The sequence below is a fragment of the Flavobacterium sp. PL12 genome (assembly GCF_039123485.1).
Classification (GTDB): domain Bacteria; phylum Bacteroidota; class Bacteroidia; order Flavobacteriales; family Flavobacteriaceae; genus Flavobacterium; species Flavobacterium weaverense.
In genome coordinates this window covers 44307-67932 of sequence record NZ_JBANDI010000005.1, presented here as the reverse complement: position 1 = coordinate 67932, position 23626 = coordinate 44307, and the positions used below count along the sequence as shown (strand labels likewise).

General features: G+C 33.2%; 21 protein-coding genes. 9 read left to right on the top strand and 12 right to left on the bottom strand.

What is annotated here, in order from left to right; all coding sequences use genetic code 11:
• Nucleotides 1-38 precede the first annotated feature (38 nt).
• Nucleotides 39-1097 carry an acyl-CoA reductase gene (locus tag RCH19_RS03855; protein WP_343022113.1) on the bottom strand — a complete coding sequence of 353 codons (1059 nt, stop codon included), beginning with the start codon at nucleotides 1095-1097 and terminating at the stop codon, nucleotides 39-41.
• Nucleotides 1098-1232: 135 nt separating this feature from the next.
• On the opposite strand from RCH19_RS03855, the gene RCH19_RS03850 reads away from it, so the two are divergent.
• The gene (locus RCH19_RS03850; RefSeq protein WP_121925579.1) at nucleotides 1233-1583 is read left to right on the top strand and encodes a 4Fe-4S dicluster domain-containing protein; all 351 of its coding nucleotides are present in this window, start codon (nucleotides 1233-1235) and stop codon (nucleotides 1581-1583) included.
• Nucleotides 1584-1975: 392 nt separating this feature from the next.
• Here the strand turns inward: RCH19_RS03850 and RCH19_RS03845 are convergent, their stop codons facing one another.
• Nucleotides 1976-4684, bottom strand: a complete 2709-nt coding sequence (locus RCH19_RS03845) for a TonB-dependent receptor (protein WP_343022112.1) — start codon at nucleotides 4682-4684, stop codon at nucleotides 1976-1978.
• A gap of 315 nt (nucleotides 4685-4999) precedes the next feature.
• Between RCH19_RS03845 and ychF the strand changes: the two genes are divergently transcribed.
• From ychF to RCH19_RS03815, 6 genes are all read left to right on the top strand, one after another.
• A complete protein-coding gene (ychF, locus tag RCH19_RS03840) occupies nucleotides 5000-6094 on the top strand; it encodes a redox-regulated ATPase YchF (RefSeq protein ID WP_343022111.1) in 1095 nt (364 codons plus the stop codon).
• Between the two features lie 644 nt (nucleotides 6095-6738).
• Complete coding sequence (locus tag RCH19_RS03835; protein ID WP_343022110.1) at nucleotides 6739-7263, top strand: NAD(P)H-dependent oxidoreductase; 525 nt, start codon at nucleotides 6739-6741, stop codon at nucleotides 7261-7263.
• Nucleotides 7264-7269: 6 nt separating this feature from the next.
• Nucleotides 7270-8448: a nicotinate phosphoribosyltransferase gene (gene pncB, locus RCH19_RS03830; RefSeq protein ID WP_343022109.1), complete on the top strand. Its 1179-nt coding sequence runs from the start codon at nucleotides 7270-7272 to the stop codon at nucleotides 8446-8448.
• A 152-nt stretch (nucleotides 8449-8600) separates the two neighbouring features.
• Nucleotides 8601-10463 carry a DNA topoisomerase IV subunit B gene (locus RCH19_RS03825; protein ID WP_343022108.1) on the top strand — a complete coding sequence of 621 codons (1863 nt, stop codon included), beginning with the start codon at nucleotides 8601-8603 and terminating at the stop codon, nucleotides 10461-10463.
• Between the two features lie 33 nt (nucleotides 10464-10496).
• A complete protein-coding gene (locus RCH19_RS03820; RefSeq protein ID WP_343022107.1) occupies nucleotides 10497-11558 on the top strand; it encodes a PDDEXK nuclease domain-containing protein in 1062 nt (353 codons plus the stop codon).
• A 53-nt stretch (nucleotides 11559-11611) separates the two neighbouring features.
• Nucleotides 11612-14314: a DNA gyrase/topoisomerase IV subunit A gene (locus RCH19_RS03815; RefSeq protein WP_343022106.1), complete on the top strand. Its 2703-nt coding sequence runs from the start codon at nucleotides 11612-11614 to the stop codon at nucleotides 14312-14314.
• A gap of 41 nt (nucleotides 14315-14355) precedes the next feature.
• Here RCH19_RS03815 and RCH19_RS03810 read toward each other — a convergent pair whose 3' ends face one another.
• The 7 genes from RCH19_RS03810 to RCH19_RS03780 form a co-directional block, all read right to left on the bottom strand.
• Nucleotides 14356-15126, bottom strand: coding sequence for a TerC family protein (locus RCH19_RS03810; RefSeq protein ID WP_121925571.1), 771 nt, complete (start codon nucleotides 15124-15126; stop codon nucleotides 14356-14358).
• 28 nt (nucleotides 15127-15154) lie between these two features.
• On the bottom strand, nucleotides 15155-15529 hold the full coding sequence (locus RCH19_RS03805) for a DNA topoisomerase IV (RefSeq protein WP_343022105.1): 375 nt from the start codon (nucleotides 15527-15529) through the stop codon (nucleotides 15155-15157).
• Nucleotides 15530-15538: 9 nt separating this feature from the next.
• Nucleotides 15539-16111, bottom strand: a complete 573-nt coding sequence (locus tag RCH19_RS03800; RefSeq protein WP_343022104.1) for a pentapeptide repeat-containing protein — start codon at nucleotides 16109-16111, stop codon at nucleotides 15539-15541.
• Nucleotides 16111-16332 (bottom strand): DUF6095 family protein, encoded by a 222-nt coding sequence (locus tag RCH19_RS03795; RefSeq protein ID WP_121925705.1) that lies wholly within the window; start codon nucleotides 16330-16332, stop codon nucleotides 16111-16113. The genes RCH19_RS03800 and RCH19_RS03795 overlap by 1 nt, the downstream gene beginning before the upstream one ends.
• A 25-nt stretch (nucleotides 16333-16357) precedes the next feature.
• Nucleotides 16358-17182 carry an N-acetylmuramic acid 6-phosphate etherase gene (gene murQ, locus RCH19_RS03790; RefSeq protein ID WP_343022103.1) on the bottom strand — a complete coding sequence of 275 codons (825 nt, stop codon included), beginning with the start codon at nucleotides 17180-17182 and terminating at the stop codon, nucleotides 16358-16360.
• 161 nt (nucleotides 17183-17343) lie between these two features.
• The gene (locus tag RCH19_RS03785) at nucleotides 17344-18039 is read right to left on the bottom strand and encodes a ZIP family metal transporter (RefSeq protein WP_343022102.1); all 696 of its coding nucleotides are present in this window, start codon (nucleotides 18037-18039) and stop codon (nucleotides 17344-17346) included.
• The gene (locus RCH19_RS03780) at nucleotides 18039-18803 is read right to left on the bottom strand and encodes a class I SAM-dependent methyltransferase (protein WP_343022101.1); all 765 of its coding nucleotides are present in this window, start codon (nucleotides 18801-18803) and stop codon (nucleotides 18039-18041) included. Before RCH19_RS03780 ends, RCH19_RS03785 begins: the two co-directional genes overlap by 1 nt.
• 203 nt (nucleotides 18804-19006) lie before the next feature.
• Here RCH19_RS03780 and RCH19_RS03775 point away from each other — a divergent pair, with 203 nt between their 5' ends.
• Nucleotides 19007-20188 (top strand): THUMP domain-containing protein, encoded by a 1182-nt coding sequence (locus RCH19_RS03775; RefSeq protein WP_343022100.1) that lies wholly within the window; start codon nucleotides 19007-19009, stop codon nucleotides 20186-20188.
• A gap of 42 nt (nucleotides 20189-20230) precedes the next feature.
• Nucleotides 20231-20467, top strand: coding sequence for a hypothetical protein (locus RCH19_RS03770; RefSeq protein ID WP_121925564.1), 237 nt, complete (start codon nucleotides 20231-20233; stop codon nucleotides 20465-20467).
• Between the two features lie 96 nt (nucleotides 20468-20563).
• Here RCH19_RS03770 and RCH19_RS03765 read toward each other — a convergent pair whose 3' ends face one another.
• From RCH19_RS03765 to rlmD, 3 genes are all read right to left on the bottom strand, one after another.
• Complete coding sequence (locus RCH19_RS03765) at nucleotides 20564-21427, bottom strand: DUF6048 family protein (protein WP_343022099.1); 864 nt, start codon at nucleotides 21425-21427, stop codon at nucleotides 20564-20566.
• Nucleotides 21399-21920 carry a DUF6452 family protein gene (locus RCH19_RS03760; protein ID WP_343022098.1) on the bottom strand — a complete coding sequence of 174 codons (522 nt, stop codon included), beginning with the start codon at nucleotides 21918-21920 and terminating at the stop codon, nucleotides 21399-21401. The genes RCH19_RS03765 and RCH19_RS03760 overlap by 29 nt, the downstream gene beginning before the upstream one ends.
• An 80-nt stretch (nucleotides 21921-22000) precedes the next feature.
• The gene (rlmD, locus tag RCH19_RS03755) at nucleotides 22001-23416 is read right to left on the bottom strand and encodes a 23S rRNA (uracil(1939)-C(5))-methyltransferase RlmD (RefSeq protein WP_343022097.1); all 1416 of its coding nucleotides are present in this window, start codon (nucleotides 23414-23416) and stop codon (nucleotides 22001-22003) included.
• Nucleotides 23417-23626: the final 210 nt, after the last annotated feature.

Here is a 23626-nt window from a genome sequence, read left to right as displayed (position 1 = left end):
AAACGTTGATTATTTCGAAAATATTGAACATAATTATACTATGTTGTTATCAAAAACGAAATTGTATCTATGTTATCTGCGTAATTCCATAATGCAGGTTTTTGTGTTTTGCCAAAATACGTACTGTTTTCTATAACACCATCACTTACAATGCACTGTATTTGCTCACTTTCCAACTCTAATTTATTTTTTAAAGCTTCAATATCTTCATATTTTTCATAGAATACGCTTGAAATCGGTGAGGCATGACTTATATCTTCTTTCAGAGTTAAAAACTCATTATCTAATAATTTAAAATTACTCATCAAGAAAACAGCCTTGTTGTAATCATAATTGTTAGCATATTTTTCGTAATAAATGACATCTTTATATTCGAATATCGCTTCAAAAAACGCGACAAAAGAGTAATCCTTTGGCACAAAAAGTTTAGAGACATTGCGACATCCTAGACCAAAATATCTAAAAATATCTTCTCCTAAAGCCGTCAGTTGTTCCTTAGTTTCATTACCTGTTAATACGGCAATTGAGTTTCTGCTTTTTCTTATTATCGAAGGTTTGTCTTTAAAATAATATTCAAAATAACGAGCAGTATTGTTACTTCCCGTAGCAATAACAGCATCAAAATTTTCTAATTTTCCTTCTACAAAATTTATTTTATTTGCAAATTCTGGCTCTACAGCAATAATGTATTTGGCTAAAAAAGGTAATAAATGCTGATCGTTTGATGAGGTTTTTATCAAGACGGTATTTCCAGTAATTAAAACGGAAAGGAAATCATGAAATCCAACTAAAGGAATGTTTCCTGCTAGAATCAGCGCAACATTTTTAGATTTATTTTTATCTAAATCATACGGAGATAGCCATTGAGTCAAGTTCTCTTCAGTTAATGCTTCAGCCCATGATTGAATAGAAAAATATACTTGTTCAGGAGTGTACCAACCATTGTGCGATTGTGACAAATGTATTAAATCCACAAATGCATCAAAAAATCTGTCATTATGCAAAACGGCTCGATTTTTTACTGTGTTATTTTCAGAAAATTGAGCTAAAAATTCTCCTAATTTAACAAAAACATTTTTTTTTGTATCTAATGTCATAATGTTTGCTTATGAATAGTTTTGATTGTAATTTTGCACAAAAATAAGGATAAAGTATTTAGACATTGCTAAAAAAGCTCAAGTTTTAAAAACAAACTCTAATACCTAACTATTTATACTTTTAAATAAAGAACAATGGCAATTATTATAACAGACGAATGTATCAATTGTGGCGCTTGTGAACCAGAATGCCCAAATACAGCGATATACGAAGGAGCAGACGATTGGAGATATAAAGATGGAACGAAATTGAAAGGTAAAATTATTTTACCAGACGGTACAGAAGTAGATTCTGATGAGGCTCAAACACCTATTTCAGATGAAGTTTACTATATAGTTCCTGGAAAATGTACAGAATGTAAAGGTTTTCACGATGAGCCACAATGTGCTGCGGTTTGTCCCGTAGACTGCTGTATTCCTGATGACAACCATGTAGAGTCTGAAGAAACGTTACTTAACAGACAAGCATTCTTGCATAACGAATAAGTTATAAATCTCACGATATTATAGAACCTGTTTATATATGTAAGCAGGTTTTTTTATGGAACAAATTTTACGATTTCGTAGCACTGACCACGTCACATATCAATAAATTATCTTCTATTTATATGGCGTGATTTTAATTTTTGCAAAAGCACAAAACATTCAGTTTGTCAGCTTCAGCGTAGCGGAAACCTTTTTTTTTATAGTATTTTGACTTCCACCATCCTAAAGCAATTGTCTAAAAATTATGCTTTAAAGTTAAGTAAGCCTTCTGCTTCTAGAATAGTTTGAATTCTACACATTCGACAATATCAGTTTTTATTGAAGATAATGAACAAAAAAAAGAGCTGCCTTTCGACAACTCTTTTTTGAAATAAATATTTCTTTAAATTAAATTAGAATGTAAAACCAAGTCTAGCGTAGTAGTAAGCTCCGCTGAAACCCATTTGTACTGCATCCCAATATCCACCGCCTTCAACCCAGTCATCTTGTTGATCAGGATAAACATTTAATAAGTTGTTAGCTCCTAAAGTAATTTTTGCCGATTTACTAATTTTGTAACCTAAAGTTAAATCAGTTACAATTTTAGCACCGTAAGTATCAGTTGCAGCTTTCACTTGGTCAGCAAATGATCCATAATCAGCTACATCTTCATCCATTTGGTAATCTAATAATTTTACTTCACTAAATCTTGTGAATGCTAATCCAGCATCAAAAGCTTTTCTATTGTAATTAAAGTTCAAACCAAATTTATTATTTGGAGCAGATGCTAATAAAAATCCTTTATCACGCTCGCCGAAAAAAGCATTTGCTGCTAAACTTCCGTTTTTTACTTTATCAATTTTCATATCATTAATGTTACCCACTAATGTTACTCCAAACTTGCTTTCATTAATTGTTTTTTTCCATGCTAAAACAACATCTAAACCTGTAGTTTTAGTATCAACTCCATTCACAAAGAATTGTGCTTTATCAACACCAACACCTAAAGGAGTTGCGTCAAAATAACCAGTTAATACAATTCTGTCTTTTACGTTAATTAAGTATCCATCAACTGTTGCTGTGAAATCGCCATAATTTGCAGTAAAACCTAAAGATGCATTAAAAGCTTTCTCTTCATTTAATTTTTCTATACCAAATGATTTTGTCACTGGACTGTTATTTGGCGAAAGTAAAACTTCTGTTGCTCCAGCTGAACTAAAATTGGTAAAACGTAAGTTATAGTATACTTGCGCTAATGAAGGAGCACGGAAACCTGTACTTACAGAACCTCTAATGTTTATGTTTTTATTTGCTTTTAATCTCATTGCTAATTTACCATTCAGTGTACTTCCAAAGTCGCTGTAGTTCTCAAAACGAACTGCTCCACTAACTAAGAAATTTTCAGTAAGGTCTAATTCAGCATCCGTATAGAGAGATAAATTTGTTCTACTTCTATCCACCTCATTTAATGGGCTATATCCAGGAAACCCTTGTGAACCTCCAGGTCTAGGAAGTGTTAACGGAGAGTTTGGATCAGTTGCATCATAATCTGGATTAGGAATTGAAGGCAATGTTTGCGTTGAAGGATCAGTGATTGGTCTCCTATTTATGTCGTAAGTTGCGTATGAACCTTCTTCACCAGCAAAGATGTTGAATTTTTCAGTTCTAAATTCTGCTCCAAAAGCAAGATTTAAACCGCTCATCACGCCATCATAATTTTTAGAAACATCAAAATTTGTAGTGTTTTGACTTAAGCTATGTCCACCTGCGTCAAAATCTGTTGGAGAAGCATCTTCCAAAGAGGCATTGATTGTTCCCTTAGTGTAATAATGGAAAAGATTTTTACCAAATGTATTACTAATATCTATTTTCCATCCACTAGTAGTTTCAGTTCTGAAACCTGCAGCCATAGAATTATCAATAATATTTGAAGTAATTCTTGGGGTATAACCACCAGGATAAATGGATTGCACAACGCGTTCTCCATCATTTCTTGTAAATGCGTAAGCATCAGTATCTCTAAAATTTCGTCCACCAAAAGCGTAAAACTCTGTTTTATCAGAAATAGGAATTACCATATTCCCGAAAAGGTTAAAGCCTTGAATGGCAGCTTCTCCAAAACCTTTTCTGAAATCAAATCCTGGACGTAACGTTTTATTCTTGTTAATATATTCTGTTGTGAAATTAGCAAAACCGCCTTTTTCACCGATAGCAACACCGTAATTTGCAGCGACTTTAACAGACCCACCGTCAAAAGATTGATCTTTGCCAAATGTATTTCCATTTCCATTTTTATCCAAACGATACCCGTCAGTATTAGCTGTTCCAACTGGGAAATCTCCTTTTGCATTCGTGTTAAATGCACCATAAGTTACAGTACCCGTTAATTCGTTAACGTCATCATTTAAAACAATATTGATTACTCCCGCAATAGCGTCAGAACCATATTGAGCCGCAGCACCATCTCTAAGAATTTCAATTCTTTTGATCGAAGCTGCTGGAATAGCATTTAGGTCAGTTCCTGTATTTCCACGTCCACGCGTTCCAAAAAGATTGATTAGAGACGATTGATGTCTTCTTTTACCATTTATTAAAACCAAAGTTTGATCTGGACCTAAACCTCTTAAAGAAGCCGGATCTACGTGATCTGCACCATCAGATCCAGATTGTTTGTTAGCATTAAACGAAGGCGCAACGTATTGCAGTAATTCATTTATTTCTAACTTTCCACTTTGAGTAGTAACATCTTTCACGCTAATTATATCAATTGGCACAGCTGAATTTGTAACTGTTCTTTTTGTATTTCTTGAACCTACAATTTGAACTTCTTGTAAAACTTGACCACCTTCTTCCGATAAAACAACATTGATTGTTGGAGTGGAAGCTGCTCTTTCTAAATTAGAAAAGCCTACATAGCTAAAAACTAGCATTGCGCCTTCTTTAACTTTTATTTTGTAAGCTCCATTTGAATCCGTAGAAACACCGTTGCTGGTTCCTTTTTCGATAATGTTAACCCCTGGTAAAGCAAAGCCAGTATTATCTTTTACTATACCTGAAATCTCTTTTTGAGCAAAAAGAAATGACACATTTAATAGAAATAAAAGCAAAATTAATTTTTTCATAATAAATAGAATTTGGTTTTAGTTAGTTGTAATAATTCAGTGCAATATAATATTTTTTTAACTTAACATTAGTATATTCATTGAATTTGATAATAAAATTAATAATTCATTTAAATAGGCCAATAAAATTACGACTTTAATAAATTGTTATAAAAACTGCTGAAGTTAGCGTAAAATGTTGTAAAAATAGTTTCGAGATGGATTAATTTGGTGATTATGGTAGCAAACATTTATTAAATCTTATATTTGCAAACTTTAAAAAGTAATTAACAAGAAACGTATAGCAGACAACTGCTATTTGTAAATCGAAATAGTATGAAAGCAGGAATTGTAGGGTTACCAAATGTTGGAAAATCAACATTATTTAATTGTTTGTCAAATGCAAAGGCGCAAAGTGCCAATTTTCCTTTTTGTACTATCGAACCTAATATAGGAGTTGTTAATGTACCGGATTCTAGAATGCAAAAACTGGAAGAATTAGTAAAACCAGAGCGTGTTCAAATGGCTACTGTAGATATCGTAGATATTGCTGGATTAGTAAAAGGAGCAAGTAAAGGAGAAGGTTTAGGAAATCAATTTCTTGGAAATATTAGAGAGTGTAACGCTATTATTCACGTTTTACGTTGTTTTGATAATGATAATATTGTTCACGTTGATGGAAATGTGAACCCAATTCGTGACAAAGAAACGATCGATATTGAATTGCAGTTAAAAGATTTAGAAACGGTAGAAAAACGTTTAGAAAAAGTAAATCGTGCTGCAAAAACAGGGAATAAGGAAGCACAGACTGAAAAAGCACTTTTAGATCGTATTAGAGAAACGTTGTTACAAGCTAAATCTGCTAGAACAATTACAACTCAAGGTAATGATGAAGAGGTTTTAATGGAGTCTTTTCAATTGATAACTGCTAAACCAGTATTATACGTTTGTAATGTTGATGAGAATTCAGCAGTAAGCGGAAATAAATATGTTGACCAAGTTCGTGAACTAGTTAAAGATGAAGATGCTGAAGTAATCATCCTTTCTGTAGGAGCTGAAGCTGACATCACAGAACTTGAAAGCTATGAAGAACGCCAAGTTTTCCTTGAAGACATGGGATTGAGTGAGCCAGGAGCTTCAGTTTTAATTCGTGCTGCTTATAAATTATTAAAACAACAGACTTATTTCACAGCAGGTGTAAAAGAAGTTCGCGCTTGGACGATCAATATTGGATCTACTGCGCCACAAGCTGCAGGAGTGATTCACACCGACTTCGAAAAAGGATTTATTCGCGCAGAAGTTATCGCATACGAGGATTTTGTACATTATGGTTCAGAAGCTAAATGTAAAGAGGCAGGAAAATTCAAAGTAGAAGGTAAAGAATATATCGTTAAAGATGGTGATGTAATGCACTTCCGTTTTAACGTATAGTCATTGCGAGAGAGGACTCAGTCGTAGTGCATAAAAATTAATAGAAACCGTAGAAGCAATTCTGCGGTTTTTTTTTAACCTAAATTTTGTCATATTGTATGCATATTAACAATTTACTTGTTGCAGTCAGGGATTCCTTCGGAATGACAAACTAAACGTGAATAATAATTTTTGCGTAAAACAAGTTCACAAAGTTTGTAATACTGAAAGCATCTCAACAATTTTCTCATTGCAGTCAGGGATTCCTCCGGAATGACAAACTAAACGAGAATTGCAGTTTTTGCTTAAAACAAGTTCATAAAGTTTGTAATGCTGGAAGCATCTCAACAATTTACTTATTGCAGTCAGGGATTCCTCCGGAATGACAAATTAAACGGAGACTCCAGTTTTTGTATAAAAAAACCTCCCAGTTTGTCATGCTGGAAGCATCTCAACAATTTACTTATTACAGTTAGGGATTCCTCCGGAATGACAAATTATGTGTTTATCTTTATGGATTTTATTAGTGCTATTTGTCCTTCTGGAAACATCTCAAAAAATTACTTATTGCAGTAATGAATTCTTCCGCAATGATAAACTAGTTAGAATTATAAGTATTCAATTCCATTCGTGCTCTAATTTCACTATTTTTATAAAAAAAAACTATGAAAATTATAGCTTTTGGCGCAAGCCCGAGTAAAAACTCCATCAATAAAAAATTAGCGACATCAGCGGCACATCTATTCAATGATGCAGAAGTTGAAGTACTAGATTTAAATGATTTCCAAATGCCTATTTATTCTGTTGATATCGAGGAAGAAATTGGAAAACATAATTTGGCTCAAAATTTTGTAGATAAAATCAGTACTGCAGATATTTTAGTAGTTTCAATGGCGGAGAATAACGGAAATTATTCTGTTGCTTTCAAAAATGTTTTTGACTGGTGTACACGAATTAGAAAAGACATTTTTCAAGATAAACCTATGCTTCTTATGGCAACTTCTACCGGAGCAAACGGTGCAACAAGTGTTTTAGGAATTGCTAAAAATGCTTTTCCTTTTTATGGAGGGAATGTAAAAGCAACATTTTCATTACCAAGTTTTGATGATAATTTCGATATTGAAAAAGGAGAGATAAGCAATGATAAAATGCGAAATGAACTCCAAAAAATAATCGTTGACAATTTTTAAGAGCATATGACTTTAGTTCAATTACATTCAATTTTAGATAACGATTTCTATAAATTTACCATGCAGCATGCTGTAATCAAGCTTTTTCCAAAAGCTAAAGTTCGTTATGCATTCATCAATCGAGGAAAACATCAATTTCCTCCTCATTTTGCTAATTTGCTTCGCAAAGCTGTTGATAAAATGATTAATTTAAAATTAACGATTGCTGAAAAGAAGTTTCTTGCTGATAATTGTCCCTATTTAGATCCAACTTATTTAGATTTTTTGCAAGGGTATCAATACGATCCAACTGAAGTTAAGATTGAGCAGGAGGGAAGCGAGCTAAAAGTGACTATTGAAGGATATTGGTACCGAACAATTCTTTGGGAAGTTCCATTAATGGCTTTGATCTCTGAACTTTTTTATGTTTCTCAAAATTTAGTTCGTGTGGACGATGAAGAAGTAAAACGCATCACTAAATCAAAAATTGAAAGTTATAAGAGTTTGGGAGTCGTGATTTTAGAATTTGGAACTCGTCGTCGTCATTCTTACGAAGTCCAAAAAATGGTTAATGATACATTAGATGCGCATGGTGCAGATAATTTTTTAGGAACTAGTAATGTGCATTTTGCAATGTCTCAAAACAGAAAACCGTCAGGAACTCACGCTCACGAATGGTTTATGTATCACGCTTCGGAATATGGATTTAAAGTCGCTAATGCGGTTAGTCTCGAAAATTGGACAAAAGTGTATCAAGGCGACCTCGGAATTGCATTAACTGATACGTACACAACCGAAGTCTTTTTCGAACAATTTAATAAAAAATATTCTAAACTTTTTGATGGTGTTAGGCATGATAGTGGTGATCCAATTGAGTTTGCTAAAAAAACGATCGAGCATTATGAAAAAATGGGAATAGACCCTAAATCAAAAATTATAGTTTTCTCTGATTCATTGAATTTGGAAAAGGTAAAAGTAATCGCTGATTTTTGTAGAGGCAAAATAAAAATGTCTTTTGGAATAGGAACAAACTTCAGCAATGATGTTGGTTTACCTGCAATGAATATGGTAATTAAACTTACGGACACGAAACCAGAGAATAGTCATTGGGAAGCTGTTGTCAAATTATCAGATGAGAAAAATAAACATACAGGAACTCCTAAAATGATTGCTCTTGCCCAACAAGTTTTAGGAATAGAATCCTAAAATCAATCGGTTATAAACTGTCGAAATCATTTTTAATAACTTTGAAGCGAAGCTCTTTTAAAATTTATCGAATTACACTATATTAGCACACTCTAGGTCCAAGCTCAAAGTAGGAACCGAAAAGAACGAAGTTAAAATCCACAAAATTTACAATGTCCGATCAAAATCAATATACCGAAGATAATATTCGGTCACTCGACTGGAAAGAACACATTCGCATGCGTCCCGGAATGTATATCGGGAAGCTTGGGGACGGATCTTCACCAGATGATGGTATTTACATTCTTCTAAAAGAGGTTTTAGATAACTGTATCGATGAATTTGTCATGGGTGCAGGAAAAACTATTGAAGTTACTATAAAAGACAAAACCGTTACTGTTAGGGATTATGGTCGTGGAATTCCTTTAGGAAAAGTGATTGATGTTGTATCTAAGATGAATACGGGAGGAAAATATGATTCTCTTGCCTTTAAAAAGTCGGTAGGTTTGAACGGAGTAGGAACAAAAGCAGTGAATGCTTTATCTAATTATTTTCGTGTAGAATCAGTGCGTGATGAGAAGCAAAAAGCAGCAGAATTCTCCGCAGGAAATTTAATGCTTGAGGAAGACGTTATTGAAACTACAAAGCGTAAAGGAACTAAAGTTACTTTTATTCCAGACGAGTCAATTTTTAAAAATTATAAATTTAGGTTTGAATACATCATTAAAATGCTTAAAAACTATTGTTACTTAAACAATGGTTTGACTATTATTTTTAATGGTGAAAAATACTTCTCTGAAAATGGATTGAGAGATTTATTAGAAGAAACAATAAGTGCTGAAGATTTAGAGTATCCCATCATTCACTTGAAAGGAGAGGATATTGAAATTGCTTTAACACACAGTAAAACGCAATATAGCGAAGAATACCATTCGTTTGTAAATGGACAAAATACTACACAAGGAGGAACGCATTTAGCCGCTTATCGTGAAGCGATTGTAAAAACCATCCGAGAATTTTATAATAAAAGTTTTGAAGCTTCAGATGTTCGAAAATCAATCGTTACTGCGATTAGTATTAAAGTAATGGAACCGGTTTTTGAATCGCAAACCAAGACCAAATTAGGCTCGACTGATATGGGTTCTGAAGTGGGAATGCCTTCGGTACGTACTTTTGTAAATGATTTTGTAAAAACAAAATTAGATAATTATTTACATAAGAATCCTGTTACTGCAGATGCATTATTACGCAAAATTTTGCAAGCGGAAAGAGAACGTAAAGAGTTATCTGGAATTAGAAAGCTAGCTACAGATCGTGCTAAGAAAGCAAATCTGCATAATAAAAAACTGAGAGATTGCCGCGCGCACCTTCCAGATACAAAAAATCCTAGAAATTTAGAAAGTACACTTTTTATAACCGAGGGAGATTCAGCTTCTGGATCGATTACCAAATCGAGAGATGTAAACACACAAGCAGTTTTTAGTTTGCGTGGAAAACCTTTGAATTCTTACGGGATGAGTAAGAAAATTGTTTATGAAAATGAAGAGTTCAACTTATTGCAATCAGCGTTAGATATCGAAGATGGTTTAGAAAAACTAAGATACAACAATATAGTAATTGCAACTGATGCTGATGTCGATGGAATGCACATTCGCCTTTTATTGATTACTTTTTTCTTGCAGTTTTTTCCTGAATTGATAAAAGAAGGACATTTATATATTCTACAAACACCACTTTTTAGAGTTCGAAACAAGAAAGAAACGATTTACTGTTATTCAGATGACGAACGAAAAGAAGCCATCGAAAAGCTAAAACCAAAACCAGAAATTACTCGATTTAAAGGTTTAGGAGAGATTTCGCCAGATGAGTTTAAAAACTTCATTGGAGAAACCATTCGCCTAGATCCTGTAATGATGGATAAAAATACTTCGATTGAGCAATTATTGTCTTTTTATATGGGTAAAAATACGCCTGACAGACAAGAATTTATCATCAAGAATTTGAAGGTGGAATTGGATGTAATTGAGAAGAATTAGATTTTTAAATAGATATAAAGAATACTATAATTGATGTCAGAAAATCTTCAAAATAATTCGTTATTCGCTCAAGTTGTCAATTTGCTTCAGCAATCAAAGCAACAAGTAGTACGAGCTATAAATCAAACTATGGTTTATACTTATTATGAGATTGGCCGAATGATTGTTGAAGAAGAACAAAATGGAAAAGATAGAGCAGAATACGGCAAGCAATTATTAAAAGGACTTTCAAAAGAGCTGAATCACGAGTTTGGAAAGGGGTTTTCGGTGGATAATTTACAAAACATGAGAAAATTGTTTTCTGTTTATTCAATTTACGAGACAGTGTCTAGTATTTCTGAAAACGAAATTCCTCACGTAGAGTCTGTTACTTCACAAATAACCGAAATAGTATCTCCTATTTTTAAATTGACTTGGTCTCATTATATTTTTCTAATTCGCATTGATGATTCTAATGAAAGAAGTTTTTATGAAATCGAAACTGCAAAAAATAGCTGGAGTGTTCGGGAATTAAAGCGACAATATGATACTGCTTTATATACCAGATTGTCTTTAAGCAGAGATAAGGAAGGAATTTTGAAACTTTCTCAACAAGGACAAATTATAGAAAAGCCAAAAGATATAATCAAAGATCCTTACATTCTTGAATTTCTTGGTTTACCCGAGTTAAATCAATATTCAGAAAATGAACTTGAAGAAGAAATCATCAATAAATTAGAACATTTTTTGTTAGAATTAGGTAATGGTTTTACGTTTGTTGCCAGACAAAAAAGAATCAGTTTTGATGATAAACATTTTAGAATCGACTTGGTTTTTTATAACCGAATATTAAAATGTTTTGTTCTTATAGATTTAAAAATAGGAGAATTAAAACATCAGGATTTAGGTCAAATGCAAATGTATGTAAATTATTATGACAGAGAAATGCGTTTAGAAGAAGAGAACAAAACAATTGGATTAGTTCTTTGTCAGAATAAAAGTGATTTAGTAGTAGAATACACATTACCTGAAAATAATGAACAGATTTTTGCTAGTAAATATAAAATGGTGTTGCCAAGTAAAGAGGAATTAATCCATTTAATTGAACAAATATAGAAGAATTTAAATGGAGTTATTATAGCGCCATAATTTGAGTTTTAAGCATTTTTATGAAAGACGAAGACGAAGATAACATTATACTAAACGAAGACGAATCGCAAAACGAAACGAATGATTCCAGTGAATCAAATGAAGAGGGTTTTGACGATATTATAACTTCGGGAGGACAGCATTTTTACGATAATCAAGAAGACGGAAACGATACCATTACCAAAGTTACGGGAATGTATAAGGACTGGTTTCTGGATTATGCTTCATACGTAATTCTAGAGCGAGCTGTTCCTGCGATTGAAGATGGTTTTAAACCAGTGCAACGTAGAATAATGCATTCGCTTAAAGAGTTAGATGATGGTCGTTACAATAAAGTAGCAAACGTCGTTGGGCACACTATGCAATATCACCCTCACGGTGATCAGAGTATTGGTGATGCAATGGTGCAAATAGGCCAAAAAGAATTATTAATAGATTGCCAAGGAAACTGGGGGAATATCTTAACTGGTGATGGAGCAGCAGCTTCGCGTTATATTGAAGCCCGTTTATCCAAATTTGCTTTAGAGGTTTTATATTCTCCAAAAATTACCGATTGGGGTGTTTCGTATGATGGTCGTCGTGCAGAGCCTAACAATCTTCCCGTAAAATTTCCTTTACTTTTAGCACAAGGTGCAGAAGGAATTGCAGTTGGTCTTTCAATGAAAGTATTGCCTCATAACTTTAATGAGTTAATAGATTGTTCTATCAAAATATTAAAAGGAAAGCCTTTTACCTTGTATCCTGATTTCATGACGCAAGGAATTGCTGATATATCTAATTATAATGATGGTTTACGAGGTGGACGTGTTCGTGTTCGCGCTAAAATTGCACAACTCGACAAGAATACATTGGTAATTACTCAAATTCCGTTTTCTACTAATACTACCACTTTGATTGATAGTATTTTGAAAGCCAATGACAAGGGCAAAATCAAAATCAAAAAAATTGAGGATAATACAGCCGCGGAAGTTGAGATATTAATACATCTTTTTCCAGGAGTTTCTCCCGATAAAACTATTGATGCATTATTTGCTTTTACCGCTTGTGAAACTTCAGTGGCGCCTTTGGGTTGTGTTATTGAGGATAACAAACCGCTATTTGTAGGTGTTTCTGATATGTTGCGCATTTCAACGAATAGAACGGTACAATTACTTAAAAGCGAACTTGAAATTCAATTAAGTGAATTAGAGGAGCAGTGGCATTTTCTTTCTTTGGAACGAATTTTTATCGAAAATAAAATTTACCGTGACATTGAGGAAATGACGACTCGTGAAACTGTTATAAAAGCGGTTGATGATGGATTAAAACCGCATATTCAGCATTTAAAGCGAGCAGTTACAGAAGACGATATTTTAAGATTGCTTGATATCCGAATCATGCGTATTTCTAAATTTGATAGTAATAAAGCGCAAGATAAAATTGAATCGCTAGAAGGTGATATCGAACAAGTGAAACATCATTTAGAAAATCTGATTGATTTTGCCATTGCCTATTTTGCCAAACTAAAAGAGAAGTACGGAAAAGGCAGAGAACGTCAAACTGAACTTCGTATTTTTGATGATATCGAAGCTACAAAAGTAGTATTAAGAAATACGAAATTGTATGTAAATAAAGAAGAAGGTTTTGTAGGAACAAGTTTGAAAAAAGATCAATATGTTACGGACTGTTCTGATATTGATGATGTGATTGTTTTTCTTCGTGATGGTAAAATGATGATTACCAAGGTTGATGCAAAAACCTTTGTGGGTAAAGACATTATTCACATTGCCATTTTTGATAAAAGCGACAAGCGAACCATTTATAATATGATTTACCGTGATGGTAAATCAGGTCCTTCTTATATAAAACGTTTTAATGTTTCCGGAGTTACACGTGATAAAGCCTACGATTTAACCAATGAAACGGCTGGATCGCAAGTAGTGTATTTTTCGTGTAATCCAAATGGAGAAGCGGAGGTAATTACGATTTTACTACGCCAAATAGGAACGGTTAAAAAACTAAAATTCGATATTGATTTTGCTAATCTTGCGATAAAAGGTAGAAGTTCAAAAGGGAATTTGGTAACTAAATATCCTATCAAAAAAATCGAATTGAAAGAGAAAGGAATTTCTACTTTATTACCTCGCAAGGTCTGGTTTGACGATACAGTACAACGTTTAAATGTGGATGGAAGAGGAGAGTTGTTAGGCGAATTTAGACCAAGTGATAAAATCTTGATTATCTCGCAAACTGGAAAACTAAAAGTCATTACTCCAGAATTAGCGACACACTTTGACGAAGATATGATTGTGCTTGAAAAATGGGTTCCAAAAAAGCCAATTTCAGCGATTTATTATGAAGGTGAAAAAGAACGTTATTACATTAAACGCTTTTTGATTGAAACAGAAAATAAGGAAGAGAGTTTCATTACGGAACATCCTAACTCTCATTTAGAAATCGTTTCAACGGATTACCGTCCTGTGGCTGAACTAATTTTCCCTAAGATTAAAGGAGTTCAAAAAGAGAGTATGACCGTTGATATAGAATCCTATATTGCTATCAAAGGATTTAAAGCATTAGGAAATCAATTGACAACCGATAAGTTAAAACAAGTAAACTTGTTGGAGCCTTTGCATTACGACCTTCCAGTTGAGGTTACTCCTGAACCAACACCAATAGAAGATATTGACGAGTCAGGTATTCAGTTAGATGATGATGGTCAAATAACTTTAAGTTTAGAATAAAAAAATAGCGCTCATCGAGCGCTATTTTTTTTGAAGTGTAATTAGTTTTTCTTTCGCATTTTCATATTCAGGAATTCCACTCCTAATGAAAAGGCAATGGCAAAATATAAATATCCTTTTGGTACCGCACCAACGTGTTCACCAACTAAAGCCGCGTTAGACAAGTGCATACTTTCCGTAATCAACATAAATCCAATTAGAATTAAGAACGCTAATCCTAAAATTTGAATTGATGGGTTTGCATTCACAAAATTCCCAACAGGAACAGCAAAAAGCATCATGACTCCTACAGATATAACAACTGCCGTAACCATAATGTATAAAGCTCCTTCAACACCATTAGTCATTCCTACAGCAGTTAAAATACTATCTACTGAAAATATAAGGTCAATCAATAAAATTTGGAATATTACATTACCAAAAGATTTTGCTGCAGTTGTTTTTAAATTTTTTTCTTCTTCCCCAGTATGATCCACTTTTTCATGAATTTCTTTGGTGCTTTTATAAATTAAAAACAATCCTCCAAGAAATAGTATAATTGCTTGACCAGTAAAATCTGCACTAAACCAAGTCCAGTTTACACTAAAAAAGGGTTCTTTCATTGCAATTAAAAGCGTAATTCCAAAAAGCAGGGCAATACGCATGAACATAGCTAAAAACAAACCAATTTGGGTTGCTTTTTTACGCTTTTCTTCTGGTAATTTACCTGTTACAATTGAGATAAAAATGATATTGTCAATTCCCAAAATAATTTCGAGAAAAGTTAAAGTTAACAACGCAATCCATGCATCTGGATTTAAAAATACTTCCATCTATTTACTATTTTTATTAATTAAGGTTTTATTCAGAGATTTTAGTTACGGTTCCTCTTTGCTTTGCATCAGAACCAACTATTCCAAACTCAAATGTGTACGTGTCTTTTGTAGTTGTTAAAATCTTCATTGCGATAGCTTTTTCTTCAGCCATATTTTTTGGGTGTAGTTTGTTCAACACATATTCACAATCGCTAATCCATCTTATAGAGGCAGTATCTGTCTTGCCTTCATAAGTCTCGATTTCGATACTTTCATTGCGTTCGAATACCGTAGTTTTTTTAACACCATCAACCATGTGTTCAAACTTGAATTTTCCAGTTTTAAAATCTTTGCAGTTACGTTCTTGATTATAGCAAGAAAACAAAAGTAAAATCAGGGGAAGTAAAAATATTTTTTTCATAGTATTTTATTATTGTATTTTAATATCATATTTCTCCAATAGACCAGAAATTCCTTGCACAGAAAATTTAGCTTTTCTCATTGGATTATCTTCTGGATCTATCTTATAATTATAAGCTGTTGCGAAATTAACTGCTGCCAATTGTGTGTCGTTGAAAATAGCGTTATCTAGATTGCAGTTATCAAAGACAGAGTTGGTTAAATTTGCACCATTAAAAGAACCTTCTTTAATGGAACATGAGTTGAATTTTGTTTTAGGCATTTTTTTATTGGCGAAAGATGCATAATCTAAAATACAATCTTGAAACGCTACAGTGAATAAGAAATCAGTGCATTTGTTGAAATGAATTCCTAATAACTTACAATTCTTGAAGCTAACTGATTTAAGACTTGTCGAAGTGAAATCAATCATTGATAAATTACAGTCGATAAACTCGCAATCCATAAAAATATTATTCGAAAAATCACTGTTGGAAAAGTCACAGTTTTTAAAAGTGCAATCCTCAAATTCTCTATTACTTATCCTTTTGTCAATCCAATCTACTTTCTCAAAAGTTTTTTGAATATGTATTAGCTCTTCCATTAATCGTTGAATAAACTTTTCATAATAATTTTTAAACCTAAAAAAGCGAGGTAAACGCCAGCAATGCAAAATATAATACCAAATGCTAATACCAAATAATGCCAAACATTATCTTTATTCATAAAGGCATTGTAGATTACGGCTGGTCCAATGAAGAGCAGTGGTAAAGCACCTCCTAGATATTTAATTCCTTTGTTTAAAAGTTCTTTGTTCGTTGCCATTTTTAATTTAAAATTAGAATCAACTTTATTTAATAGTACTTAGGTTAAAAAAGTCAACCGCTTTTCTGACACTTCCATGAGTTTGCAGTAAATCGCTTGCTTCTACGTAAGACACATCAATTTCCTCCATTATCATTTTCACGCCGCGATCTACAAGCTTGCTATTACTAAGTTGCATATCAACCATTTTATTCCCCTTTACCTTACCTAGCTGAACCATAGTAGCTGTTGTAATCATATTAAGCACTAGTTTTTGGGCAGTTCCTGCTTTCATCCTTGAGCTTCCAGTTACAAATTCTGGTCCTACAACTACATCTATTGGGTATTTTGAGGTTAATGAAAGTGGACTACCTTCATTACAAGAGATACTTCCCGTTATAATATTATGGTTGTTACATTCTTCTAATCCAGCAATTACGTAAGGAGTTGTTCCTGATGCAGCTATTCCGACAACTACATCATTTTCATTTATATTGTATGCCTTTAGATCATTCCAAGCTTGAGTTGTATCATCTTCTGCGTTTTCCACAGCTTTACGAATGGCTGTATCTCCACCAGCAATAATACCGATTACCAAATCGAAAGGAACACCAAAAGTAGGTGGACATTCTGATGCGTCTAGAATTCCTAATCGTCCCGACGTTCCAGCGCCAATATAAAATAATCTACCTCCCAAGTTCATTTTAGGAATAATAGCATTTATTAATTGCTCAATTTGTGGCAATGCTTTTTCGACTGCTAATGGAACCGTTTTATCTTCGTTATTAATATTCGAAAGCAAGCTTGAAACCGACATTTGCTCTAAGTTTTCGTATTTTGAAGATTGTTCGGTCGTTTTAGTAAATGTCATTTTTAATGCTGTTAAAATTTTTAGAACGCAATTTATGTTCTATTCTTATTTTTTTGCGTGAGGGATAGTTGTGAAAATCCTTTATTATGTAGCGATAGCGAAATAATAAAGATTGTAACTTATAGCCCGGTTCGCCCTTGCGAACACGCCCAAATTATTAATTATAAAAAATATGCCAATACAATTCCAATTACTATCATGGAAACTTTAGCTATATTAAATTTGTGTCCTTCACTACTTTCAAAAATGATTGTAGATGAAATGTGAAATAAAATTCCAATTACTACTGCCGTTATTTGGCTATGATATTCGTCTAATCCTGTTAAATAGTCTGACGCTAGAGTTCCTGAAGGAGTCATTACTGCAAACGTTAACATAAAGAAGAAAATTGCTTTCTTATTTAAATTAGAATTGATAAAAAAAGTTGTCAAAATTATTGCGATGGGAAGGTGGTGAATCGCGATTCCTAGCGCTAATTTGCCGTGATCGTGGCCAACAGGAAATCCTTCTAGAAAAGCGTGGATGCACAAACTGATAAATAACAGCCAAGGAATATGCGACATATTAGGTTTTCCATGCACGTGACCGTGCTCAGCACCTTTAGAGAAAAACTCTAAAATGATTTGGAACAATATACCTAACATGATGAAAATCCCCGCGTTATTGCTGTGACTTTCGCCGATTGCATGTTCGTGATCCGCGTAAACTTCTGGCAATAGATGCATGACCGTTAGCGAAAGTAAAAACGATCCACTAAAGGCGAGTAATAATTTGAGATTGGTTTTATTCTTTGGTTTTAAAACCAAAGCTATTATATATCCGAGTAGTACGGAAAGTAAGGGTAAAAGATAATTCATTACTTAAAAATCATAATTAATCGCTCGCTTTCTGTTTTATGAAATTTCTTTAATTTGTAATCACCGAAGATATCCAAAAGGTAGATTCCTGCTTCCTCCATCATCTCCTCAAAATCTTGAAGCGTCAATGCTTTCACTTTTTCAGTGTAGTGAAACTTTTCTCCCTTGTCTTCAAAATCGATTTCCTTGTAAATATGACCGTCTTTCTCGTAACGCTTTATGTGGAATTCAATATCTTCTACCGTTTTGATTTCTTCAGGAACTAAAGTGTCGATCACTTGATTCACATTCATAAAATCAATTGCTGCAAAACCATATTCAGATAGACTATCCTTAATTGCTTTTAAAGTAGTTAAGTTGTCCTCATCATTTTCGAAATAACCAAAACTGGTAAACAAATTGAATATTGCATCATATTTTTCTTCAAAAGGTTCACGCATGTCATGAACTTTAAAATGCAAAGTCTCATTAGCGTTTTTATTAGCTTCAGCGATGCTATTTTCTGATAGATCAGCGCCCAATACATCAAAGCCTAACTGGTTTAAATAGATAGAGTGACGACCTTTCCCGCAAGCTAAATCTAAAACTTTTGCTTTTTCTGGAAGATTGAGATAATGTGTCAAGTTATCCATGAAAATTTGCGCTTCTCTATAGTTGCGTTCTTTATAAAGTATATGATAATACGGCGTGTCAAACCATGAAGAATACCATTTTTCAGGTGGTTTTACTAAATTTTCAGTTGACAGTTTTTGAGCTTCAGACATTTATTCTTTTTCAATTAATTCGATTGATGCAAATTTAGTGTATTTTTGCAGAAAAAGAACTATTTCACTGCGATACAAACAGAACAATGGCATATATTTTTTTAAGAATTGTTTAGTTAGCAATTTTGACTTAAAAAGTATTGCCTATAAATGTTTTTTAGATCGAGTTTAAGTGAAATTTACTTGTTGGAATTTATATAAAGATGGAAGATAATTTTAGAATGGTTGCCAAAACCTTTTTTGGTTTTGAAGAGATATTAGCAAAAGAATTGCAAATGCTAGGCGCGCAAAACGTCGAGCAAGGTGTACGAATGGTAAGTTTTAAAGGCGATAAAGGTTTTATGTATAAAGCAAATTTAGCTTTGCGTACAGCTTTAAAAATCCTAAAGCCTATTTATTTTTTTAAGGCTAATAATGAACAAGCTTTATACAAGGGAATATCAGGTGTAAACTGGTCAAAATTGATTGGTGCAAACCAAACTTTTGTAATTGATACCACTGTACATTCTGAATACTTTAATCATTCCGAATTTGTTTCTCAAAAATGTAAAGATGCTATTGTAGATCAGTTTAGAGAAAGAACAGGTCAGCGCCCAAGCATTGATAAAGTACATCCTGATTTACGGATTAATATTCACATTGATAAAGATCAAGTTTCAGTAGCGTTAGATACTTCTGGAAATGCTTTGAATCAACGTGGTTATAGAACAGCAACAAATATTGCGCCTATAAACGAAGTATTAGCCGCTGGGATTTTATTGCTTTCTGGTTGGGATGGACAAACTGATTTTTTAGATCCTATGTGTGGTTCAGGAACTTTTCTTGCTGAAGCAGCAATGATTGCTTGTAATATTCCTGCAAATATTAACCGTAAGGAATTTGCATTCGAAAAATGGAATGATTGGGATAATAATTTGTTTGATGCTATTTCAGATAGTTTGTTAAAACGCGTACGCGAATTTCATCATACGATAAAAGGATATGACAAGGCACCAAGTGCAGTTCAAAAAGCAAAAGACAATATCAAAAACGCTAATCTTGACGATTATATTACTATCGAAGAGAATAATTTCTTTGATACTGAAAAATCGACTGAAGGTAAATTACATTTAGTTTTCAATCCACCTTATGATGAGCGATTGGATATTCACATGGAAGAGTTTTACAAAAACATAGGTGACACTTTGAAGAAAAATTATCCGGGAACAAATGCTTGGATGATTACTGCAAACTTAGAAGCACTTAAATATGTTGGTTTAAAACCTTCCAGAAAAATCAAACTTTTCAACGCAGGCTTAGAAGCAAGATTAGTGAAATACGAGATGTATGAAGGAAGTAAGAGAACAAAGTTTAATCCTGTAAACGAAGACATCGAAAAAGAATAATTATTTATCCTATTTCGACTATTCAACATAAGAACTGATATAATGACTAAATTACAAATAAGAGCTTTTATATACCAATTAGGGTGTTTCGCAATATTATTTATTTCTGCAAGATATCTCGTGGGAAGATATACAAATCTAACTGGATTTTGGATTCCGCTAACGGCTTTTGTCATAGGAACACTTTTATCTCCAAAATTTCATGCATTGAAAACCAAAGATGGAGAGAAGTTTTACATGAAGTGGATTTTTATGAAAGGTGTTCGGGAAATAGGTTAATTTTTTACATTAAAAATAGCTTCAAAAAAAATGAGATGATTTCGCAAAGAAGTCATCTCATTTTTTTTACACTATTACATTTTATAAGTAAAATTACTATTTAGCCTTTTCAGTTTTGATATTAATAGCTGGTTTTACTTTCTTTTTATAAATAGGAACAAAGTAGGTAACGGTATAGTTAAAACCCACTCCAAAACTACCATCGTAAGTTCTATTAAATCCAGGAATATATAAGTTAGAAAAATTTTCTGGCTCTTTGTTCGTGATTAATCGGTTTAATCTCAAACTGAAACCCATGAACACATTATCAAAAACTTTAGCTTTTACTCCAGCTACGACTTCAATCCAACTCGCGGATAATCCATCAAATTTTTTACCAGAAGCGATAACAGGAATTTCTCCAAAATATGGATTTGAATTATAAACTTTATAGCTATTCAATTGTTGATTGAATGTACTAAAACCATATCGAAGACCAATAGAAATAATGTTTTCCATGTCTAGCCAGTTTTCGTAAGCGTTGTAATCAAAACCAGCTTTGATATAGGAACCTTTTGTCGTAAAATTTACACGATCATCATCAGTGGTTTTATTTTCGTTCCCTAATTCGGCAGCTAGAAAATATTTTTTCGTGAGTCGGTAATCACCAACTAATTCAATTCCTTTGTAATTTTTATCATATAAAGCACGAGTAAGTTTATAAATATCAACTCCAACTCGTACACCATAACGATCAGTTTTTACAGGAATAGAATCGCTCTTTTTTACAATAGGCTCAAGGTTGACTAAAGTTAAAGGTGCATCAGGAATTTGCTGACTATCATCACTAGTTTTACTTTTACTAATTTCTGTAGGATTTGTTTTTTCTTGTTTCGGTTTCGGAGTAGTTTCTTGTGCTTGCGCCAAAGTCATCGATAGAACGAGAAAAAAACTAAAAAAAGATTTTAATGTGTGTTTCATTTTCGTTTTCTATATTATTTTTTTCTACTGATATAAATTTGATCCACTTTTGATTAGCAGCAATTGGGTCTTTATGCGTGTAAGGAGTTGTTGGGTCTAAAGTGAAAATTGATTTGTATCCACAAGCTCTTGATACAAAAACTTCCTTTGTAGTATAATCAAATTTAATAATATCCTCATCAACTAATGCTGCGTTTGAATTACCTGAATTTAATGTCAATCGATAAGTTGTAGTGGTCCCAACAGTTTTTAATGGAATTGAAATCGTATTTGCACTAGTCGTTTCTGCTCCATTAAAAAGAACACCTTTTGGCATTCCATCTCCTATAACTTTTAAATCGGTTACGTTTTTCAATACTGAAGGATTTAGAAAATCATAAAACCCAATCACTAATCGTGGAGTCGTAGGTGTATTTGCATCACAAATATCATCTTTCTCACAACCAGAAAAAGATAGCGCTAAAACAAATAGAAATAAAATTATTTTTTTCATAAATTAAATGTTCAGTGTTCAGTGTTCAATAATTAATGTTCAGATCGTTGAAACTGAATACTGTTACTGAGCACTGCCAACTATTTTCTTCTCTCTAAAAGCACTACATTTTCAACGTGATGCGTTTGTGGAAACATATCAACGGGACGCACCCTTGTTACTTTATATTTCTCATCCATTAGCGCTAAATCGCGCGCTTGTGTAGCAGAGTTACAACTTACATAAACCACTTTTTCAGGAGCAATTTTCATAATTTGTTCAATAACATCTTTGTGCATACCATCTCTTGGTGGATCAGTGATGATAACATCAGGATGTCCGTGTTGTGCAATAAAATCATCGTTAAATACGACTTTCATATCACCTACATAGAACTCGCAATTTGTAATTTCATTGCGTTCTGCATTTAACTTAGCATCTTTGATCGCTTCTGGAACACTTTCGACACCTATTACTTTCTTAGCTTTTTTAGATACAAACTGAGCAATAGTTCCCGTCCCAGTATATAAATCGTACACAATTTCATTTCCTGATAATCCAGCAAAATCTCTTGTTATTTTGTATAATTCGTATGCTTGATCAGAATTGGTCTGGTAGAAAGATTTAGCATTAATACTAAATTTCAAACCTTCCATTTCTTCTAGAATATAATCTCTTCCTTTGTATAATTTAATATCAGTATCATACAAAGTATCGTTTGCTTTGCTGTTTATCACGTATTGCAAAGAAGTAATTTGCGGGAATTTCTCGTAGATATGATTTAAAAGTAATTCTCTATTAGCTTTATCATTTTCGAAAAACTGAATCAATACCATGATTTCACCAGTGGAAGATGTTCGCAACATTAAAGTTCGTAACAAACCTTCATGCGCTCTTGGATTAAAAAAAGTTAAGCCATGCTCATTTGCAAAAGAACGAACTTCGTTTCTAATTGCATTAGAAGGATCTTCTTGTAAATGACATTTATTGATGTCTAGAATTTTATCCCACATTTTCGGAATATGGAAACCTAGCGCATTTCTATTTCCTAAATCTTCAGTACTTCCAATCTCAGCGTCTGTTAACCAACGGCTATTAGAAAAAGAAAATTCCATCTTATTTCTGTAGAAAAACTGTTTTTCTGAACCTAAAATTGGTTCAAATTCAGGAAGTTCAACTTTTCCTATGCGTTGTAAATGATTTAACACTTCATTTTGCTTGTAATACAACTGTTGGCTGTACTTCATATTCTGCCATTTACAACCACCACAAACACCAAAATGTTCGCAAATAGGTTCGATTCTATGCTCAGAATATTCATGAAAATGAATTGCTTTTCCTTCGTAATATGCTTTACGTTTTTTGAACGTTTGCACGTCCACTACGTCGCCAGGAACGACATTAGGAATAAAAACTACTTTTCCATCGGGAGCCTTTGCTACCGAAACGCCTTTTGCACCAGCATCAAGGACTTTTATTTGATGAAAGACAACTTTGTCTGTATTTTTCTTAGCCATGGCGCAAAAATAAGCCTTTGATTGGTTTTATAAATTCAAAATGTCAACTATTTTCAAAAAGTAGTATTTTTATTTGGGCCTTATCCTGCTTTCCGCTACAAATCTTCATTAATTTAAGCTGCAACGCTACGTCAGTAAAGGAGCTTCCACTGGTCGCTCTTTACTAACAAGAGTTGCAAAGCTTTAATTAATGGAGTTTTTCCACTGCAA

Bases quoted from the DNA above. Each gene is read 5' to 3' on its own strand.
- RCH19_RS03855 (WP_343022113.1), bottom strand. From the start codon at position 1,097: ATGACATTAGATACAAAAAAAAATGTTTTTGTTAAATTAGGAGAATTT.
- RCH19_RS03850 (WP_121925579.1), top strand. From the start codon at position 1,233: ATGGCAATTATTATAACAGACGAATGTATCAATTGTGGCGCTTGTGAA.
- RCH19_RS03845 (WP_343022112.1), bottom strand. From the start codon at position 4,684: ATGAAAAAATTAATTTTGCTTTTATTTCTATTAAATGTGTCATTTCTT.
- ychF (WP_343022111.1), top strand. From the start codon at position 5,000: ATGAAAGCAGGAATTGTAGGGTTACCAAATGTTGGAAAATCAACATTA.
- RCH19_RS03835 (WP_343022110.1), top strand. From the start codon at position 6,739: ATGAAAATTATAGCTTTTGGCGCAAGCCCGAGTAAAAACTCCATCAAT.
- pncB (WP_343022109.1), top strand. From the start codon at position 7,270: ATGACTTTAGTTCAATTACATTCAATTTTAGATAACGATTTCTATAAA.
- RCH19_RS03825 (WP_343022108.1), top strand. From the start codon at position 8,601: ATGTCCGATCAAAATCAATATACCGAAGATAATATTCGGTCACTCGAC.
- RCH19_RS03820 (WP_343022107.1), top strand. From the start codon at position 10,497: ATGTCAGAAAATCTTCAAAATAATTCGTTATTCGCTCAAGTTGTCAAT.
- RCH19_RS03815 (WP_343022106.1), top strand. From the start codon at position 11,612: ATGAAAGACGAAGACGAAGATAACATTATACTAAACGAAGACGAATCG.
- RCH19_RS03810 (WP_121925571.1), bottom strand. From the start codon at position 15,126: ATGGAAGTATTTTTAAATCCAGATGCATGGATTGCGTTGTTAACTTTA.
- RCH19_RS03805 (WP_343022105.1), bottom strand. From the start codon at position 15,529: ATGAAAAAAATATTTTTACTTCCCCTGATTTTACTTTTGTTTTCTTGC.
- RCH19_RS03800 (WP_343022104.1), bottom strand. From the start codon at position 16,111: ATGGAAGAGCTAATACATATTCAAAAAACTTTTGAGAAAGTAGATTGG.
- RCH19_RS03795 (WP_121925705.1), bottom strand. From the start codon at position 16,332: ATGGCAACGAACAAAGAACTTTTAAACAAAGGAATTAAATATCTAGGA.
- murQ (WP_343022103.1), bottom strand. From the start codon at position 17,182: ATGACATTTACTAAAACGACCGAACAATCTTCAAAATACGAAAACTTA.
- RCH19_RS03785 (WP_343022102.1), bottom strand. From the start codon at position 18,039: ATGAATTATCTTTTACCCTTACTTTCCGTACTACTCGGATATATAATA.
- RCH19_RS03780 (WP_343022101.1), bottom strand. From the start codon at position 18,803: ATGTCTGAAGCTCAAAAACTGTCAACTGAAAATTTAGTAAAACCACCT.
- RCH19_RS03775 (WP_343022100.1), top strand. From the start codon at position 19,007: ATGGAAGATAATTTTAGAATGGTTGCCAAAACCTTTTTTGGTTTTGAA.
- RCH19_RS03770 (WP_121925564.1), top strand. From the start codon at position 20,231: ATGACTAAATTACAAATAAGAGCTTTTATATACCAATTAGGGTGTTTC.
- RCH19_RS03765 (WP_343022099.1), bottom strand. From the start codon at position 21,427: ATGAAACACACATTAAAATCTTTTTTTAGTTTTTTTCTCGTTCTATCG.
- RCH19_RS03760 (WP_343022098.1), bottom strand. From the start codon at position 21,920: ATGAAAAAAATAATTTTATTTCTATTTGTTTTAGCGCTATCTTTTTCT.
- rlmD (WP_343022097.1), bottom strand. From the start codon at position 23,416: ATGGCTAAGAAAAATACAGACAAAGTTGTCTTTCATCAAATAAAAGTC.